Annotated in this window: 9 protein-coding genes and 1 pseudogene; 8 read left to right on the top strand and 2 right to left on the bottom strand. The window is 71.7% G+C overall.

Annotated features, from left to right (window positions below):
• The first annotated feature begins 154 nt into the window (after nucleotides 1–154).
• From ACWDD9_RS17925 to drmB, 5 genes are read left to right on the top strand one after another with little or no spacing between them, the layout of a single operon-like run.
• On the top strand, nucleotides 155–415 hold the full coding sequence (locus ACWDD9_RS17925) for a hypothetical protein (protein WP_387966966.1): 261 nt from the start codon (nucleotides 155–157) through the stop codon (nucleotides 413–415).
• A gap of 58 nt (nucleotides 416–473) precedes the next feature.
• Nucleotides 474–5,240: a DEAD/DEAH box helicase gene (locus ACWDD9_RS17920; protein ID WP_387966967.1), complete on the top strand. Its 4,767-nt coding sequence runs from the start codon at nucleotides 474–476 to the stop codon at nucleotides 5,238–5,240.
• Entirely contained in the window at nucleotides 5,237–7,153 is a 1,917-nt protein-coding gene (locus tag ACWDD9_RS17915) for a UvrD-helicase domain-containing protein (RefSeq protein ID WP_049649228.1), read from the top strand. The genes ACWDD9_RS17920 and ACWDD9_RS17915 overlap by 4 nt, the downstream gene beginning before the upstream one ends.
• Complete coding sequence (locus tag ACWDD9_RS17910; RefSeq protein ID WP_387966968.1) at nucleotides 7,150–10,407, top strand: helicase-related protein; 3,258 nt, start codon at nucleotides 7,150–7,152, stop codon at nucleotides 10,405–10,407. Before ACWDD9_RS17915 ends, ACWDD9_RS17910 begins: the two co-directional genes overlap by 4 nt.
• On the top strand, nucleotides 10,404–12,260 hold the full coding sequence (drmB, locus tag ACWDD9_RS17905; RefSeq protein WP_449812002.1) for a DrmB family protein: 1,857 nt from the start codon (nucleotides 10,404–10,406) through the stop codon (nucleotides 12,258–12,260). Before ACWDD9_RS17910 ends, drmB begins: the two co-directional genes overlap by 4 nt.
• Nucleotides 12,261–12,351: 91 nt before the next feature.
• Here the strand turns inward: drmB and ACWDD9_RS17900 are convergent, their stop codons facing one another.
• Complete coding sequence (locus ACWDD9_RS17900; RefSeq protein ID WP_199823021.1) at nucleotides 12,352–13,374, bottom strand: DNA cytosine methyltransferase; 1,023 nt, start codon at nucleotides 13,372–13,374, stop codon at nucleotides 12,352–12,354.
• 149 nt (nucleotides 13,375–13,523) lie between these two features.
• Complete coding sequence (locus tag ACWDD9_RS17895; RefSeq protein WP_049649231.1) at nucleotides 13,524–14,507, bottom strand: helix-turn-helix transcriptional regulator; 984 nt, start codon at nucleotides 14,505–14,507, stop codon at nucleotides 13,524–13,526.
• Nucleotides 14,508–14,836: 329 nt separating this feature from the next.
• Between ACWDD9_RS17895 and ACWDD9_RS17890 the strand changes: the two are divergent.
• The 3 genes and pseudogenes from ACWDD9_RS17890 to ACWDD9_RS17880 all read left to right on the top strand — a co-directional run.
• Nucleotides 14,837–16,081 (top strand): annotated as a pseudogene (locus ACWDD9_RS17890) (IS256 family transposase); the annotation flags it as partial.
• Nucleotides 16,082–16,347: 266 nt separating this feature from the next.
• A complete protein-coding gene (locus ACWDD9_RS17885) occupies nucleotides 16,348–16,506 on the top strand; it encodes a hypothetical protein (protein WP_158077742.1) in 159 nt (52 codons plus the stop codon).
• Between the two features lie 119 nt (nucleotides 16,507–16,625).
• Nucleotides 16,626–16,838 (top strand): MbtH family protein, encoded by a 213-nt coding sequence (locus tag ACWDD9_RS17880; protein WP_049649760.1) that lies wholly within the window; start codon nucleotides 16,626–16,628, stop codon nucleotides 16,836–16,838.
• Nucleotides 16,839–16,947: the final 109 nt, after the last annotated feature.

The raw sequence follows: 16,947 nt of genomic DNA, 5'->3' as shown, positions 1-16,947 counted from the left end.
GTGGTACATCTTTTTCCTGGGGGGGAATACTCTACGGCTGCCTCCGGAATTCCTTCGCGGATTCCGTGGATCCTCGCGCGGCCCGTTCTCCTCCTGCACCAGTTCGCACCATCCCGTCGTGCAATCCCACGAATGCGAAAGCGCAGGTACCGCGGTGTCCCCGAAGCACTCCCCGAACCACCACATGCGTTCCATCGTCTCCACCTGCGACGCGCTCGCCGACGACCCGCAGGCCCTGGGCGTGTACCTCTACCTGCACGACCTGACCCCCGACATGGTCGCCATCTACCGGAACGCCATCCGTGACACCGAGGCCCAGGCTCGCCGCCCGCGCCGGAACCCCGGCCAGTGTCAGCGCATCACCGGCCGCACTCGCAGCTACATCGTCACGGTCACCGTTCACCGCACCCACTGACGGAACGTCCGACAGTCCTCGCGCCCACCTTTCCTCCGCACCCGAAGTGGAACCATTCGTGGCCGACCCGCAGTCCCCCGTGATCCGCACCGTCGTCGAGCAGTCCCTCCGTGTCCTGGAGACCTATGCCGTCGACCCGGGCCTGATCCCCGAACACGCCAACGGCGAACGCCGCATCACCCAGGGCGGGTACGGCGACCGGCAGCTCTTCGAACTCGTCCAGAACGCGGCCGACGAGCTGCGCGACGAGCCCGGCGGCCGGATCCACGTCGTCCTCACCGGCACCCATCTGTACTGCGCCAACCAGGGCGACCCGGTGACGCCCGACGGCGCGGAGACCATCCTGCGCATGAGCACGTCCCGCAAGCGCGGCGGGCAGATCGGCCGGTTCGGTGTGGGGGTGAAGTCGGTCCTGGTGGTGACCGACGCGCCCGAATTCTTCAGCCGCGAGGGCAGCTTCGGCTTCGACCGGGCCTGGTCGTTCGAGCTGATCCGCAACGTGCCCGGGGTGCGCGAGCGGTTCGGCGCGGAGTTCGAGGCACCCGTACTGCGCATGGCCCGCGAGCTGGACATGGCGGCCGAGCGCCTCAAGGACCAGGTGCTGGACGAACTGCTGGCGTGGGCCACCACGGTGGTCCGTCTCCCGCTGCTGCCCGGCGCCGCCGATCGGCTGGGCAAGGACATGCACGGCCACCAGGGCACCGCCGGTCACGACACCCGCGAGGAATTCCCGTCCGGCTTCCACCTGTTCTCCCCGCACGTGGGCCAGGTGGTCCTGGAGGACCGCCGGCCCCGCCCGATCGCGCGCCGGGCCCTCCAGGCCGAGCGGGTCGGCAACCTGCACACGATCCAGGAGGAACGGGTCGGCAAGCCGCCGGCGACCTCGCAGTGGCGGGTCTTCACCCGCACCCACGAACCGACCGAGGTCGCCCGACGCGACGCGGGCGAGCTGCACGACCGGCTGACCGTCGACCTGGCCTGGGCGGTCCCGGCCTACAACACGGACGAGCGGACCGGCCTGCTCGGCTACGCCGACGCCAAGGGGCGGGGCCGGTTCTGGTCGTTCTTCCCGACCAAGTACGAGATGACCCTCAGCGGCATCCTGAACGGGGCGTGGAAGACCAACGAGGACCGGCAGAACCTGCTGGACTCCTCGCCGTTCAACGTCGAGATGATCCGGACCGCCGCCGGCCTGGTGGTCGACTCGCTGCCCGAACTCGCGCCGGCGGAGGACCCCGGCGCGTACCTCCCGCTGCTGCCGGGCCGTTCCAAGGGCGTGGAGACGATCAGTTGGGCCGACCGGCTGCTCACCGAGCAGATCTGGGCCACCACCGCGGTGCGGCCGTCGCTGCCCGACCAGGACGGTGTCCTGCGCGTCCCCGGCAGCCTGAACATCCACCCGGACCTGGGGAAGGACGGCACCGCGGTCAACCGCTGGCTTCGGTCCTGGCACGCGTACCCCGGGCGCCCTCGCGACTGGGTGCACCCCTCGGCCGAGGCCACCGACCTGCGCACGGGCAAGGTCCAGCACATCCTGGCCGCCGCCCGCCGGCAGCGGGCCTCGATCGTCGAGTGGCTCGAGGCGCTGGTCTCCGACGGCACGGCCGAGGCTTCGGCGACGGCCGTCCGGATCGTCGCCGACATGATCGCTTCGAACGCCGGCTGCGCCGCGGAGGCCCGCACGGCCAGGATCGTGCTCACCGAGGAGAACGGCCTGGTCGCCCCTCGGGGAAGCGTGGTGTACCGCCGCACCGAGGAGGACGGCCTGCGGGAGTCGCTGGTCTACGTGGACCGCGCCCTGTCCGACGACCCGTCGCTGCACTCCGCCCTCACCGCCCTCGGCATCCAGGAAGCCGACGTCCGGGGGCGCTTCGTGAGCGTCCTCGACCAGGGCTTCGGCTCGTACGGCCCGCAGGAGTGGAACCGGTTCTGGGAGCTCTTCCACCGGGCGGGTGCCTCCGTGGTGGGCCATGAGGTGACCACTCGGGTGGACGCGCCCCTGGAGACGCTGATGGTGCGGACGGCGGACGGCCGCTTCCACACCATGCGCGACTGCATGCTGCCCGGTGTCGTCGTCACCGCGGAGAGCGACCCCGAGATCGCGGTGGACATGCGCTTCCACTCCGACGACGCGGGATTCTTCCGCGAGTTGGGCCTGCGGGACCGCCCGACCGGCAAGCACAGGCCCGAGGAGGAGCCCTGGTTCGAGGAGTACCGGGCCGCCGCGCACGCGGCGTACTGCCGCACGCTCGACGACCGGGCGAGTCGGCCGACCCTGGCCAGGATCAGGATCGACGGTTCGCCCGTCGGTGGGCCCCTGCACCTGCTGCCCCGGCTCTCGGAGCCGGCCCGCGCGGCCTTCGTCCGGGCGCTGCCGGAGGACGCGCTGGTCGAGCACTGGACCCTGCAGATCGGGGCCCAGGTCGACTCCCGTCGATCGGTGCAGTCCCCCATCCGGTGGATGATCTCCCGGCACGGTCTGATCGAGACGTCCCAGGGCCTCAGGCCCCTCAAGGAAGCCGTGGGACCGCAGCTCGGCGGCTACCGTGATGTGCTCCCGGTGGCGTCGATCAGCGAGGAGAAGTCCCGGAAGCTCGGGCTCGCGGACAGCGTCGAGAAGGTCCGTACGAAGCAGTGGGAGCAGCTCCTGGAGAAGCTCCAGGAGAGCGAGGACGACACCTTCGTCGGTTCCACCTACGCCCTGCTGACCCGGTTGGAGATCCCCTTCCCCGAGGACTCGCTGACCCGCTGCCGGATCGGCGACGCCTGGGACACCCGGGCGGACGGCGAGATCGCCGTCGCCGCGGACCCGGAGGAGTACCGCTCCTTGCAGGCCGAGCGGGTGCCCGCGCTGCTGATGCCGGACCAGGAGTCCGCCGACCTCATGGTCGAGCAGTGGGGCATGCTGCGCCACGACGACGTCGTCAGCCGGGAGACCCGGCACGAGTCGAGCGTGGAGCCGGTTCCGCTGGACGAGGAGTTCCCGACGCTGCGGCAGAAGATGGGCGGCTCGGTCGGCACCTACTCGCTGCTGCGCTGCTCCACGCTGGAGGAGGTCGTCCGTACCCCGCACGGTGCCCGGGCGAAGTCCCTGGCGAGCGCCCGCCAGGGCAACGTGATCAAGGTCGTGGACTCGCTGGACCGGCTGGGCACGCTCCGGGCCGTGGACCGCGAGTTGGGTCTGCGGATGGGAGAGGCCGGCTGCCGGGCGCTCCTGGAGGCGCAGGTCCGTCAGGAGCAGGACGAGAAGGTGCGTTCCTCGCTCAAGGCGATCCGCGAGGCCGAGGACGTGACGGCCAAGCTGGAACTGCTGATCGGTGCAGAGGCCCTGCGCGACCGGCTCCCCTCAGGACTCATGGACGCCGAGCGCCAGGATCCGGACGGGCCGGAGCCCACCGGTCGCCGGATCGCGCAGATGGCGTTCAACGCGCACGGCGACAGCGTGCTCAAGACCCATGCGCGCGACATCCAGGAACGCTTCCCGAGCGCCCCGTCCTCCTACACCGGGGGCCCGGCGGCGGTCTCCTTCGTCGCCGATCTCGGCCTGCCCGCGCCCTTTGCCGGATACCGGGCCCCGGCCCTCGAACAGAGCCTGACCGTGGACGGCCCCCGGGACTTCCCCCGCCTGCACGAGTACCAGGAACGTCTCGCCCTCAACATCTTCGAGATGCTGGACCGACTCGCCCCGCAGCGCGCCATGCTCTCCCTGCCCACCGGCGCCGGCAAGACGCGGGTCACCGCCGAAGCCGTCATCCGTTGGGTCAAGCAGGCCGGTGAGCTGAACGGTCCGATCCTGTGGATCGCCCAGACCGAGGAACTGTGCGAACAGGCCGTACAGAGCTGGCAGTTCGTCTGGAGCAAGGCCGGCGCGCAGGAGCGGCTGACGATCAACCGGCTGTGGACCTCGAACGAGGCCGCCCCGGTCACCGACGGGCCGCAGCTCGTGGTGGCCACCGACGCCAAGCTGCGGGTGTGCCTCGACACCGACCGCTACGCCTGGCTGCGGGCCGCCGCCCTGGTGGTGGTGGACGAGGCGCACGTGGCCACCAGCCCGAGCTACACCGAGATCCTGAGCCTGCTCGGCCTGACCCAGCACCGGACGGATCGGCACCTCCTCGGTCTCACCGCCACCCCGTTCCGCGGCCACAACGAGGAGGAGACCCGCCGGCTGGTCAACAGGTTCGGCACCCGTCGGCTGGACGAGGGCGTCTTCCCCTCCGACGACGCCTACGGCCACCTCCAGGAGATCGGTGTACTGGCACACGTCGAGCACAAGGAGCTGACCGGCGGCACCATCGAGCTGTCGCGCCAGGAGCGGGAGAGCGCCGAGCAGTTCAGTCTGCTGTCCAAGGCCGCCGAGCAGCGTCTGGCCGACGACCACGACCGCAGCCGCCGCATCGTCGACGAGGTCGCGGACATGGACGCGAACTGGCCGGTGCTGGTCTTCGCCACCTCCGTGGAGCACGCCAAGTACCTGGCGGCCATGCTGATGGACCGCGGGATCTCGGCTTCCTCGGTGGACGCCACCACCTCCGACAGCGACCGTCGTTCCAGGATCCGGGACTTCCGTGACGGCCGAGTACGCGTGCTCACCAACTACGGGGTGCTCACCCAGGGCTTCGACGCCCCCGCCACCCGCGCGGTCGTCGTCGCCCGGCCCGTCTACAGCCCCAACGTGTACCAGCAGATGATCGGCCGCGGTCTGCGCGGCCCCCGCAACGGCGGCAAGGACACCTGCCTCATCCTCAACGTCCGCGACAACATCCGGAACTTCGACACCGCCCTCGCCTTCACGCAGTTCGAGCACCTGTGGAGCAACCGATGACCACCCACCCCGAGGACGGCCCCGTCCTCACCGCCGAACAGCAGGCCGTCGTGGACCGGCCGTGGGACACCCGGCTGCTGGTCACCGCGGGAGCGGGGACGGGCAAGACCCACACCCTGGTGCGCCGCATGGACGCGCTCGTCGGACACACCGACCCGGACGAGGCGCTGGAGGCGTCCGAGCTGCTGGTCCTCAGCTTCTCCCGCGCCGCCGTCCGGGAACTGCGGGACCGGATCGCCCGACACGGGGAACACGCGCGACGGGTACGGGTACAGACCTTCGACTCCTGGGCCTACTCCCTGCTGCTCCAGGCGCACCCGGACGGGGAGTGGTCGGCGCTCTCGTTCGACGAACGGATCCGGGCGGCCACCGACGCGATCGAGAAGGGCGCGCTGGAGTCCCTGGAGGCAGGCCCGCCCACGCACGTGATCATCGACGAGGTGCAGGACCTGGTGGGCGCCCGCCGGGAGATGGTGGAGTCGTTGCTCGACCGGCTCCAGGACTCCTGCGGGTTCACCCTGGTCGGCGACTCCGCCCAGGCGATCTACGACTTCCAGATCGAGGACCCGGAGGAGTACGCCGATCGCGCCGACCTCTTCCTCCGCTGGGTGCGGATCTCCTATGCCGACGACCTGGAGGAGCTGCGACTGACCCGCAACTTCCGGGCCGTCACCCCCGAGGCGCGCACCGCGCTCCCGCTCGGCCCCGCCGTCCAGGCCGTCGGCAGCGCCCCCGAAGGCGCGGACGCGGCCGCCGAACGCCTCCACGAGGAGCTGCGCGAGCTGCTGCTCGATCTGCCCGACCTGGGCTCGTTCACCGACTCGTTCACGCTGGACACGCTGCGGTCGTTCCCCGGCACCTGCGCGATCCTGTGCCGCGACAACCGGCAGGCTCTGGTCGTCTCGGAGCTGCTGCACACCCAGGGCGTCCCGCACGCCCTGCGCCGCCCGCTCCGGGACCGGCCGGTGCCGTACTGGGTCGCCGAGGTGCTGCGTCGGACCGCGGCCGCCACCCTGGCCGAGGAGCGACTGCGCGACCTGCTCGCCGCGATCCCCCTGCCCGAGGAGACCGACCTCGACCGGGTGTGGCGCTCCCTGCGCCCGGCGGCACGCGGCGCCGGGCGGGGCACCCTCGACGTGGTGCGGTTGCGCCGTCTGGTGGCGGAGCGCCGGTTCCCGGACGAGTTGGCCGATCCGGAACCGGCCCGGCTCGTGGTGTCCACGGTGCACCGCTCCAAGGGCCTGGAGTTCGACCGGGTGATCGTGCTCAACCCGCCGACCGTCGCCGAACTGCGTCGCCGCACCGAGGCACCGGACGTTCCCGCCGAGGCCCGCGCGCTCTACGTGGCGATGACCCGGGCGCGGGAGGACCTGTACCGGGTCGCCCCGCCTGACACGGTGACGGTGCTCAGGCACAAGCCGACCGGCCGGCTGTACCGGGGAGTCCCGAACCAGCGTCTGCAGTGGCGGCGCGACGGCATCGAAGTGCGGGCCGGAGACGTGGACGCCCTGGAACCGGCCGACGCCGTCGGTGACGCCCCCGGCGCCCAGGCTTACCTGCTGGAGCGGGTACGGCCGGGGGACGCGGTGTCGTTCCGGCTGCGTGACGCCCTCCCCATGGGCGCCGAGCAGAGCCCTCGGTACGCCCTGCTGCACGAAGGGCGGGAGATCGGCGACGCCTCCGAGGTCTTCCGGAGTCAGTTGCACTCCGTCCTCAAGGTCGGCTCCACGTGGGAGATCCGCTGGCCCGAGGAGATCTCCGGTCTGCGCATCGACTGCCTGGAGTCGGTCGCGGGCAGTCCGGCCGCCGGGGCCAACGCGGGCCTCGGCGACCACGGGGTGTGGATCGCCCCTCGCATCAGCGGAATCGGACGGTTCCGGCACACCACCGGAACCCAGGAGGAGCAGGAATGACCATCCACGCAGGGCGGCACGCCGAGCACTACCGGGTCCGTGAGGACCTGGTGTCCCGGCTCCGCCGGGAGCTGCTGGGCCCCGACATCGGGGACTCCGCCGAGGACCGGGCCGAGGTCCTGGACCAGGACGCCCCGATCACCCGCTATCCCATCGGCGTGCTCTACCCGCGCCCGGCGGACGCCGCGGCGAGCCGTCGTCTCGAGGAGGACGACGAGGAACAGAGCGGCCTCGACGAGGAGCCCCTGCCCAGGTCGGCCGGCCTCGACGAGTCCGGCCCGTCCGTCGACCACCACGACTCCGGCGGTCGACGGCCGTCCAGTGTCGGTCTGACCTTCGCGGTCGACCCCACCGTGTGCCGGGAGATCGTGGTCTCGGCCCGTGCCGCCGTGTACGAGCCGGAGGACGCCGAAGGGCGCAAGGTCTCGGCGCGTCGCAGCGAGGCCCGCACCACCTCCGACCAGCGGGAGCACTGGCGTCGGGTGGAACTCGACCTGGCGGACGTCACGATCGACCTCGCCCTCCCGGACCGTCGTGGCGACTACTACCCGATCGACCGACCGGTCCGGCTGGACGTGCACGTCCGCCGCCCGTCGAAGGAGACCGGCACGGTCACCGTCACGGTCACCCTGGTGAACGAGCAGAGGGTCGGCGAGCGGGAGCTCCAGGACGCCTTCGCCCTGTTCCAGGCCGGGCTGACGGTCCGTGCCGCCGACGGGTCCAGTGCGTTCGTGGAACGTCCGACCGCGCTGTCCGCCGTGGACCCCGAGCTGGAGAGCAGCAGGCTGCTGCACCGGCACGCCCCCACCTTCGCCACCGGCCACGGCTGCGCGGCGGTATGGGACTGGACCCCGCCCCCGATCGGCCTCACCGACGTGGTGCAGGCGGGAGTGAGCGAGGTGCGCACCGAGTTCGTGCCCACGCACGAGGTGCTGCTCACCGACTCCAACCCGACGATCGACGCGAGTGCCCTCACCATGCTCGGCCTGGCCGAGGCCGGGGACGCCGAGGTGATCGCCGCGCTGGACGGGCTGGCCGACGGCTACGAACGGTGGATCGAGCGGAAGCGGGACGAAGCCGCCGAACTCGCCGGTACCTCGTACGAGACGGCCGCCGCCGAGCAGGTCCGCGCCTGCCGCGAGGCCCTGGAACGGATCCGGGGGGGCATCGCGCTGCTGCGCGACAAACCCGACCTGATGTGGGCGTTCCGCCTGGCCAACCGGGCGATGGCGACCCAGCGGGCCCGGGCCGCCTGGGTCAAGAGCGGCCGGATCGGCGAACCCGACCCGACGACGGCACGCTGGCGTCCGTTCCAGATCGCCTTCGTACTGCTGTGCCTGGCCGGGGTGGACGACCCGGAGCACCCCGACCGGGGCGTGTCCGACCTGCTGTGGTTCCCCACCGGTGGTGGCAAGACCGAGGCGTACCTGGGCCTGATCGCCCTGACCACCTTCCTGCGCCGCAAGCGGCTCGGACCGGCCGGCGGCGGGGTCACCGTCCTGATGCGCTACACGCTGCGCCTGCTGACCCTCCAGCAGTTCGAGCGCGCCGCCATCCTGATCTGCGCCATGGAGCGGATGCGGCTGGAGAACCCCGGGGAACTGGGCCACGAGGAGATCTCCATCGGCATGTGGGTGGGGCGCTCCGCCACGCCGAACACCCTGGAGGTGGCCTCCCGGCAGCTCGCCGCCGCCCGCTCCGGCCGGGTGCTCCAGACGGAGAATCCCGTCCAGTTGCACGCCTGTCCGTGGTGCGGGACCGCCCTGGACGCCCACCGCTACGCAGTGGACGAGGAGGCCAAGCGGATGGACGTGCGCTGCCCCGGCACGGACTGCGCGTTCTCCGACGGGCTGCCCGTGCACCTGATCGACCAGGCGGTGTACGCGGCCCGGCCCACCCTGGTGATCGCCACCGTCGACAAGTTCGCCTCGATGCCCTGGCGGGAACAGACCGCCGCCCTCTTCAACCGGGACCGTCAGGACTCCACCCCTCCGCCGGAGTTGATCGTGCAGGACGAGCTGCACCTGATCTCCGGACCGCTGGGCACCCTGACCGGCCTGTACGAGACCGCCGTCGACGTGCTCGCCGAGCGGCCCAAGGTGATCGCCTCCACCGCGACCATCCGCCGGGCCGCCGACCAGGGCAGGGCCCTGTTCTCCCGCGAGGTACGGCAGTTCCCGCCCGCTGGACTGGACGCCCGCGATTCGTGGTTCGCCGTGGAGACCCCGGCGAACGAGAAGGCGTCGCGCCGCTACGTGGGCCTGCTCACCCCCGGCACGAGCCAGTCCACCCTGCTGATCCGCACCTACGCCACGCTGCTCCACCAGGCACTGCGGACCGACGCGCGCCAGGAGGTGCGCGACGCCTACTGGACACTGGTCGGCTACTTCAACAGCCTCCGCCTGCTGTCCGCCGCCGAACTCCAGGTCCACGACGACGTCGTGGCCTATCTGGAGCACCTGGCCGAACGCGACGGGAGCGAGCCGCGGTCCGTCGGGAACTACTCCGAGCTGACCAGCCGGGTGGACGCCAGCGAGATCCCGGCCCGGCTGAAGCAGATCGAGCGCAGGCTGACGGACGGTGACACGGCGGACGTGGTGGACGTGCTGCTGGCCACCAACATGATCGCCGTCGGCGTGGACGTGGACCGACTCGGTCTGATGGCCGTCATGGGCCAGCCGCAGACCACCGCCGAGTACATCCAGGCCACCAGCCGGGTCGGCCGCGCCCACCCGGGCCTGGTCGCGGTGATGCTCAACTCGAGCCGTTCCCGGGACCGTTCGCACTACGAGAACTTCCAGCACTTCCACTCCGCGCTCTACCGCGAGGTCGAGTCCACCTCGGTGACGCCGTTCTCGGCCCGGGCCCGTGACCGTGGCCTGCACGCGGTGATCGTCGCACTGGCCCGCATCCTGATCCCGGCGGCCCGCAGGGACGAGGACGCGGGGCGGATCGACCTCTTCCACGAGGAACTGCGGGAGCGGATCCGCCCGCTGATCCTCGACCGGGTCGCGAACGTCTCCCCGGAGGAGGTCGACCACGTCGACGCGGCCTTCGAGGAGTTCGTCGGATGGTGGTACGAGGAGGCCGAAGCGAACGGCAACCTGTGCTACGAACCGAAGCGCGGGCGTTCCAACCCCTCGCTGCTCAAGCCCTACGACGACGCCCTGGAGGACGTCGAGGCGTGGGAGACCCTGTGGTCCCTGCGCGACGTCGACGCCGAGTCCGCCCTGTTCATGGAGGCATCCCGATGACCCCGCCCCCGTCCCGTCGACGGCGCACCGCCGGCTCCACGACTCCGGCCCACAACCTGCCCCGGCGCGGCGCGGTCCGTCGGGCCCAGGCCATCACCACCTACGGCGTGGGTTCGTTGGTCGCCGTGGAACAGGAGTCCTTCATCGTCTCGGGCATCGACGGCGCGGCGGACCAGTGGCCGCGCGACGAGGCCCCGGTGATCCGCGAACCCCGTCTCGCCCGGGTGCTGGGAGTGACGCACTTCCGTCTGCCGCCCGCTTCCGGTGACGGCAGTCGCGACGGCATCCGGGTGCGCCGCTTCCCCCTCTGGCACCACTGCCCCGAGTGCCACGCGCTGGACCACGTACGGAAGTTCAACTCTCCGCCCGGACGGAACGAGTGCGGCGAGTGCGGCGAGCCGCTGGTGCCCTCCCGGTTCGTGGTCGCCTGCGAGGACGGGCACATCTCCGACTTCCCGTACTGGCGGTGGCTGCATCGGGGCCGGCGCGCCGAGAGCGGCTTCTGCGGCGGTCGGATGAGCCTGACGTCCTCCGGACGCACCGCCTCGCTCCGTTCCGTCGTGATCTCCTGTTCCTGCGGCGTGCCCGAGGTGTCCATGGAGGGCTCCTTCCGGGCCGGCGCCCTCAAGGAGCTGGGGTTCGACTGTCCGGGCGATCGCCCCTGGCTGAAGGGGGCCGACAGGATCCCCTGCTCCCGGAGGCCCCGGACGCTCCAACGCGGCTCCTCCTCCGTCTGGCAGCCGGTGCTGCGCTCGGCCCTGTCCATCCCCCCGTGGAGCGACACCCGGGTGCACGCCCTGGACGAGCACTGGGACGATCTCCGCGCGTGTTCCGACCTCGCCCAGATCGAGATCCACCTGAAGTACATCTTCAAGGGGTCCACGTCCCCGGTGAGTTCCCAGCAGGTCCTGGACCTGATCTCCGCGATGGAGGCCGAGGACCCCTCCGCCGAGGACACCCCCGATCGGGACCAGGAGCAGCGCTACCGGGCCCTGCGCGACCTGGAGTACCGGCGTCTGTGTGCCGGCAACCCGGAGGAATCCGGGCACCACACCGAGCAGTTCGTCTGCGAGCCGCCGATCGGCGACGAGAAGCCCCTGACCGAGCTGGGCCTGGTCACCCCGATGCTGGTGAAGAAACTGCGCGAGGTCCGCGCCCTGAAGTCCTTCACCCGGGTCATCGATCCCGAGACCTCCGCCGAGGGCCACGAGGCGCAGTTGTCGCTCGCTCCCACCGACTGGTTGCCCGCCATGGAGGTCCACGGCGAGGGGGTGTTCCTCCGGTTCGACGAGGAGCAGGTGGACGCCTGGGCCGAACAGCCCGCCGTCGTCGACCGGGTGGCCCGTATGCGGCACCACCACCAGCGGGTCCTCACCGAACGAGCCTCCGATCCGGCCCGGGTCCCGGTCTCCCCCACCACGCCGCGCATGGCCCTGCTGCACACCTTCGCGCACGTGATGATCAACGAATGGAGTCTGGACTCGGGCTACCCGGCCGCGTCGCTGCGCGAACGGATCTACTCGGGCGACGAGATGGCCGGGGTGCTGATCTACACGGCCACCAGTGACTCGGCCGGCAGCCTCGGCGGCCTGGTCGCCCAAGGCGAGATCGACCGCCTGGCCCAGGCCGTGAGCTCGGCCGTCCACCGTGCCGAGTGGTGCTCCGCCGACCCGCTGTGCATCGAGACCGAGGTCTCCGGCGCGGGTGGCACCAATCTGGCCGCCTGTCACGCCTGCGTGATGCTCCCGGAGACCAGTTGCGAGCACAACAACGGCCTGCTCGACCGGGCCCTGCTCGTCGGCACCCCGGAGGACCCGTCGATCGGGTTCCTCGCGCACCTGCTCACCCACTGAGCACCGGGCGCCGAGGGCGGGACGGCACGGCCGGTGTCGTCCCGCCCCGGTGTCGTCCCGCCCCGGTGTCACGAGCGCCGCACGGCTCCCTTCACCGTCCGTCGCACGGTACCGGCGCCGGGTTGCCCAGCGCGGCCCGGATCGCGAGACCGAAGGCCCGGGCCACCGGGGGCGGTGACGCGTGGCCCACCTGCCGGTAGCGGTCCGTCTTGCCGCCGGCGAAGGTCCAGTCCTCGGGGAAGCCCTGCAGCCGCGCCGCCTGCTCGACCGTCAGCTTCACCATGTCCGTGCCGTCCGGTGACGGGTCCCAGAGGTCCTCGGGCCCGGGGACCTCATTGGCGACGGTGCCGCCGTTGACCCGCATGCGGGCCCAGGACCGCTTCGATCCGGTCGGCCCCAGATCCGGCCCACCGCGATTCCAGGAACCCCCGACCAGGGTCGGGGCGACCTCGTCGGCCTGTGCGGCCCAGGCCGCGGCGTGCGGCCATCCGCGGGCGGCCATCGAGACGCCCAACGCCTCCCCCACCGTCAGCGGTGGCTCGGTGTCCCGCGCCGGGGGCACGAAGTCACGCATGGAGCCCTCCTTCAGCGCCACCAGGATCCCCTGCTTGCGGTCCTGAGGCACGCCGTGCCACTTCGCGTTGACGACGAACCACTCGTACTCGTACCCGAGGTGTCGGAGTTCGGTCTCGACCTCCGAACGGATGGACTCGTACGCGGGCTTGGAGGCCAACTCGGAGAGGTTCTCGATGAGCAGGGCACGGGGCTGCACGCCGTGCAGGAGCATGACGGTCGCATCGAGCAGCCGGAGCTCCTCCGCGCTGTCCTCACGCCTCACCGCGGCGCTCGCCTTCACCCGGGGCAGACCGGCGGCCAGGAGGTCCACGTCGTAGCACTCCTGGTGCTCCTCCGGAACGAAGTCGAGGAGGTCCGTCCGGAGGACGTGCCAGTCCGGGCGGTTCGACCGCAGCGTCTCGCAGGCCACCGGACGGTTGTCGAGCAGCAACACCGGATCGAACCCGGCTTGTTCGAGACCGAGCGCGAGGCCCCCCGCACCGGCACACACGGCGAGGCAGGTCAAACGGTCGGGACGGGACGCTTCCATGATCACCATTCGTACTCGTCGGAGAACTCGGCAGCGGCCGGAGCCCTGGGTACCGACGGCCGCGTTTCTCCCTGGCGGGAGACGACGGTCAGGATACGCACGGCACGTTGTCCGAGCCCACTGCCCTACCGTGCTCACGCGCCGGGCGCGCGGGCCGGTCAGAGTTCGTCGAGGGGTTCGTCCAGGACGCCCTGGCGGGCGATGATGTAGCCGAGGTGGCCGCGGCTGCGGCTGCCGAGGAGTTCGCTGGCCTTCTGGATGTGGCTGGACACGGTGCGGGTGCTCATGCCGAGGCGGGAGGCGATGGCCTCGTCGGTGTAGCCGTTGACCATCAGGCGCAGCACGTTCTGCCGGGTGCGGGCGGTCAGCAGCCGGGGGCGGTGGTGGCCCTGCTGGTAGGTGACGGGCTCGGCGCGCTCCCACATCAGCTCGAAGATCTTGAGCAGGTACTCGACCAGCGGCGGGAGTTCGATGAGCATCGCGGCGGCCTGGCGGTCGGCGCCGGCCGGGATGAAGGCGGTGGAGCGGTCGCAGATGATCACCCGGTCGAAGACCTCGTTCAGGGTGCGCACCTGGGCGCCCTGAGCGGTGACCTGCTCGATGTAGGCCAGCGTCGGGCCGTGCGAGCGCACGGTGTGCTGGTAGAGGGTGCGTTGGCGCACGCCGCGGCCGGCCAGGGCGAGGTCGCGCGGGAGCGCGTCGCCCAGTTGCTCGGGGCCGCGGCCGCCGCCCGGCTGGGCGGTGAGCAGTTCCTCGGAGCAGGCCGCGACGGCCTTCTCCAGCGCGGGGTTGATCTCCTCGCCCGCCAGCAGCCGGATCGGCAACTTGGCGCGCCGCATGACGTCGCGGTAGGTGTGCTCGGCGGCGTGGAAGGAGGTGTGCAGCGCGGCGAGCCGCTCCTGGTGGGCCAGTACGGCGAGTTCGAGCGGCCGCGCCAGTCCGGTGGCGGCGATGTCGGGCGGGACGGGGACGAGCCGGTCACCGGAGCCGGGCAGCGGGCGCAGCAGACCCATCGCGAGCAGGCATTCGGGGGCTTCGCCGACCGCCTCCCCCTCGGCCAGCGCCGTGCGGTAGAACTCGATGCCCCGGTCGCAGAGCTGGGGTGTTCCCCTTTCCGCGCAGTTGTCCTGACTTGGGCACATCTGGGCATCCTTCCGGCTTCGGCATTGCGGTTTCACGAATGCCCGTACCGGCTACCGCCAGGCATCCGAACCGGCAAGATGGAAGTGACTGCCGTTCGAAAGCCGCCCCCCGGGCTCCGACAGCCGTGAGTGTACGCCCAAAGGGCGCGGAAATCATCGGCTGACGGTAGTCGGGCGTGCACGCAAACGGGGAGCCGGGGTCACGGTCGTGACCGTACCCGGCAGCGGTGACCGGGGGATTGCCGGCGCATCGCACCTGGCGTTCCGACGGGACGTCCGGAGCGGGCGGTCGGTGCACGGAACGGCCTACAGACGGAAGGCACCCCCAGTTGCGAGCTGATTCCGACCCGGCGGCACCGCCCGCCGCCCTCGCCGGCCTGGTGGACCAGCGCCTGGTGCGGCAGTTGGCGGAGGCCGCCGCCGCGCAGGTCGGCTCCGGCGCGGTCCGGCTGCTGGGCGACGGCGGGATTCTCCAGGCCTTCGCCAAGCAGCTGATCGAGGGCGCCCTGGAGCTCGAACTCCAGGAGCACCTGCGCGGCTCCGGCAACGGCACCGGCAACGGCTCCGGTCCCGGCGGCAACGGCCGCAACGGCGCCCGGGCCAGACGGCTGCTCACCGAGATCGGCCCGGTCGAGGTGCGGGTGCCCCGGGACCGCGAGGGCAGCTTCACCCCCAAGGCCGTCCTCCCCCGCGCCCGGCGGCTGCCCGGGCTCGACCGGCTGGTGATCTCGCTGACCGCGCGCGGCCTCAGTTCGGGCGAGCTGGTGGCGCACCTGGCCGAGGTGTACGGCGTGGAGCTGAGCCGGGAGACCGTCTCGGCCATCACCGACCAGGTGCTGGACGAGCTCGCCGAGCGGCGCGTGCGGCGGCTCGACCCGGTCTACCCGGTGGTCTTCGTCGACTCGGTGCGCAGCGGCCGCTCGGGCGGGCCGCTGGTGCACCTGGCGCTCGGGGTCTCCACCGAGGGCCGGCGCGAGGTGCTGGGCCTGTGGCCGGCCGCGGACGGTGAGCAGTGGCCGCAGGTGCTGGCGGGGCTCGCCGAGCGCGGGGTGCGGGAGGTCTGGGTGCTGGTGGGCGGCACCGGCGCGGTGCTGGCGGAGGCGGCGGCCGAGCAGTGGCCGCGCACGGTGGTGCACGGTTCGGTGGCGCACCTGCTGCACGCGGCGCTGCGGCACGCGCCCGGCGAGGACTGGGGCGCGCTCTCACGGGCGCTGCGCGAGACCTGTACGGCGCCGACCGAGGCGGCGGCGCTGGAGCGGCTGGCCCAGGCCGAGCGGGAGTGGGGGCCGAGCCACCGCGAGGTGTTCCGGGTGTGGCGGTCGGCCTGGCCGCTGCTGGCCCCCGGTTTCCGCTTCGGCCCGGAGGCACGGCGGCTGCTGACCGGCGGGGGCGCGCTGGAGCGGCTGCACGCCCGGCTGCGCCGGATCGAGCAGTCCGCGGGGCGGGTGCAGGACGAACGGGCGGCGCTCAAGCGCGCCTACCTGGCGACGCTCGCCCTGGAGTCGCCGACCGGGACGGGCCGGCCGTGGGTCGAGGACTGGCCCGCCGTCCGGGAGGAGTTGCGCCGGGGCTCGCTGCGGCGGGCCGGAGTGCCCGCTTCCGCCCCGCGATGTCCTCCGCGATGTCCCACGCGCCCGCGGAGTTCCCACCACTGATCTGACAGACCCAGGTACGACTTGGATCATGTCTGTCTGTTTTTGGCACGATCTGACCGGGCTTCCGGTTCCCGCATTGCGTGTTCACGATCACAGTGAGAGCTTCCAAGCACGTTTGGGGCTTCGGCAGGATGCATTTCAGAGCGAAGAGGGCAGACCGCCCTCCTCAGGAAGAGGAATTCGCGATGCCAAGCCTTGCCGTCCGCGTCCACAAGATGCTCGGGATGCTCGCCGTCCTGCTGGCCGCCGTGGTCGGCCTCCAGCTCCACGCCCAGCCGCACCTGTCCACGGTCTCCGTCACCGCCCACGACGCCCCCAGCGAGGACTCCGGCTGGGGTCCGTGAGCCGCGGCTCCGTTTGATCACATCCGGTCACGTCCGACCACCCTGCTCCTCCCCTTCTCGCACTGCTCTGCACGGCTACGAACCAGATCTGCACAGCTACGAACAGAGAGGAACCGACGATGGCGAACCCGTTCGAGGATGCCGAGGCCAGCTACCTCGTCCTGACGAACGACGAGGGCCAGCACTCGCTGTGGCCGGCCTTCAGCCCGGTGCCCGCCGGTTGGCAGCAGGTGTTCGGTGCCGCCGGACGACAGGACTGCCTCGACTACGTCGAGCAGAACTGGCAGGACCTGCGGCCGAAGAGCCTCATCGCGCACCTGTCCGAGCACTGACCCCGGCCACCGCCCACCGACCGTCGGACCGCTGAGCACCGCGCGGCCGCCGGACGGGGATCCGCGCCGAACGGCCGCTCACCCGGTCGCACCACCTCGGCGGCGCAGC

Source organism: Kitasatospora sp. NPDC001119 (genome assembly GCF_053598475.1).
This window is presented reverse-complemented; position numbering and strand designations above follow the sequence as displayed.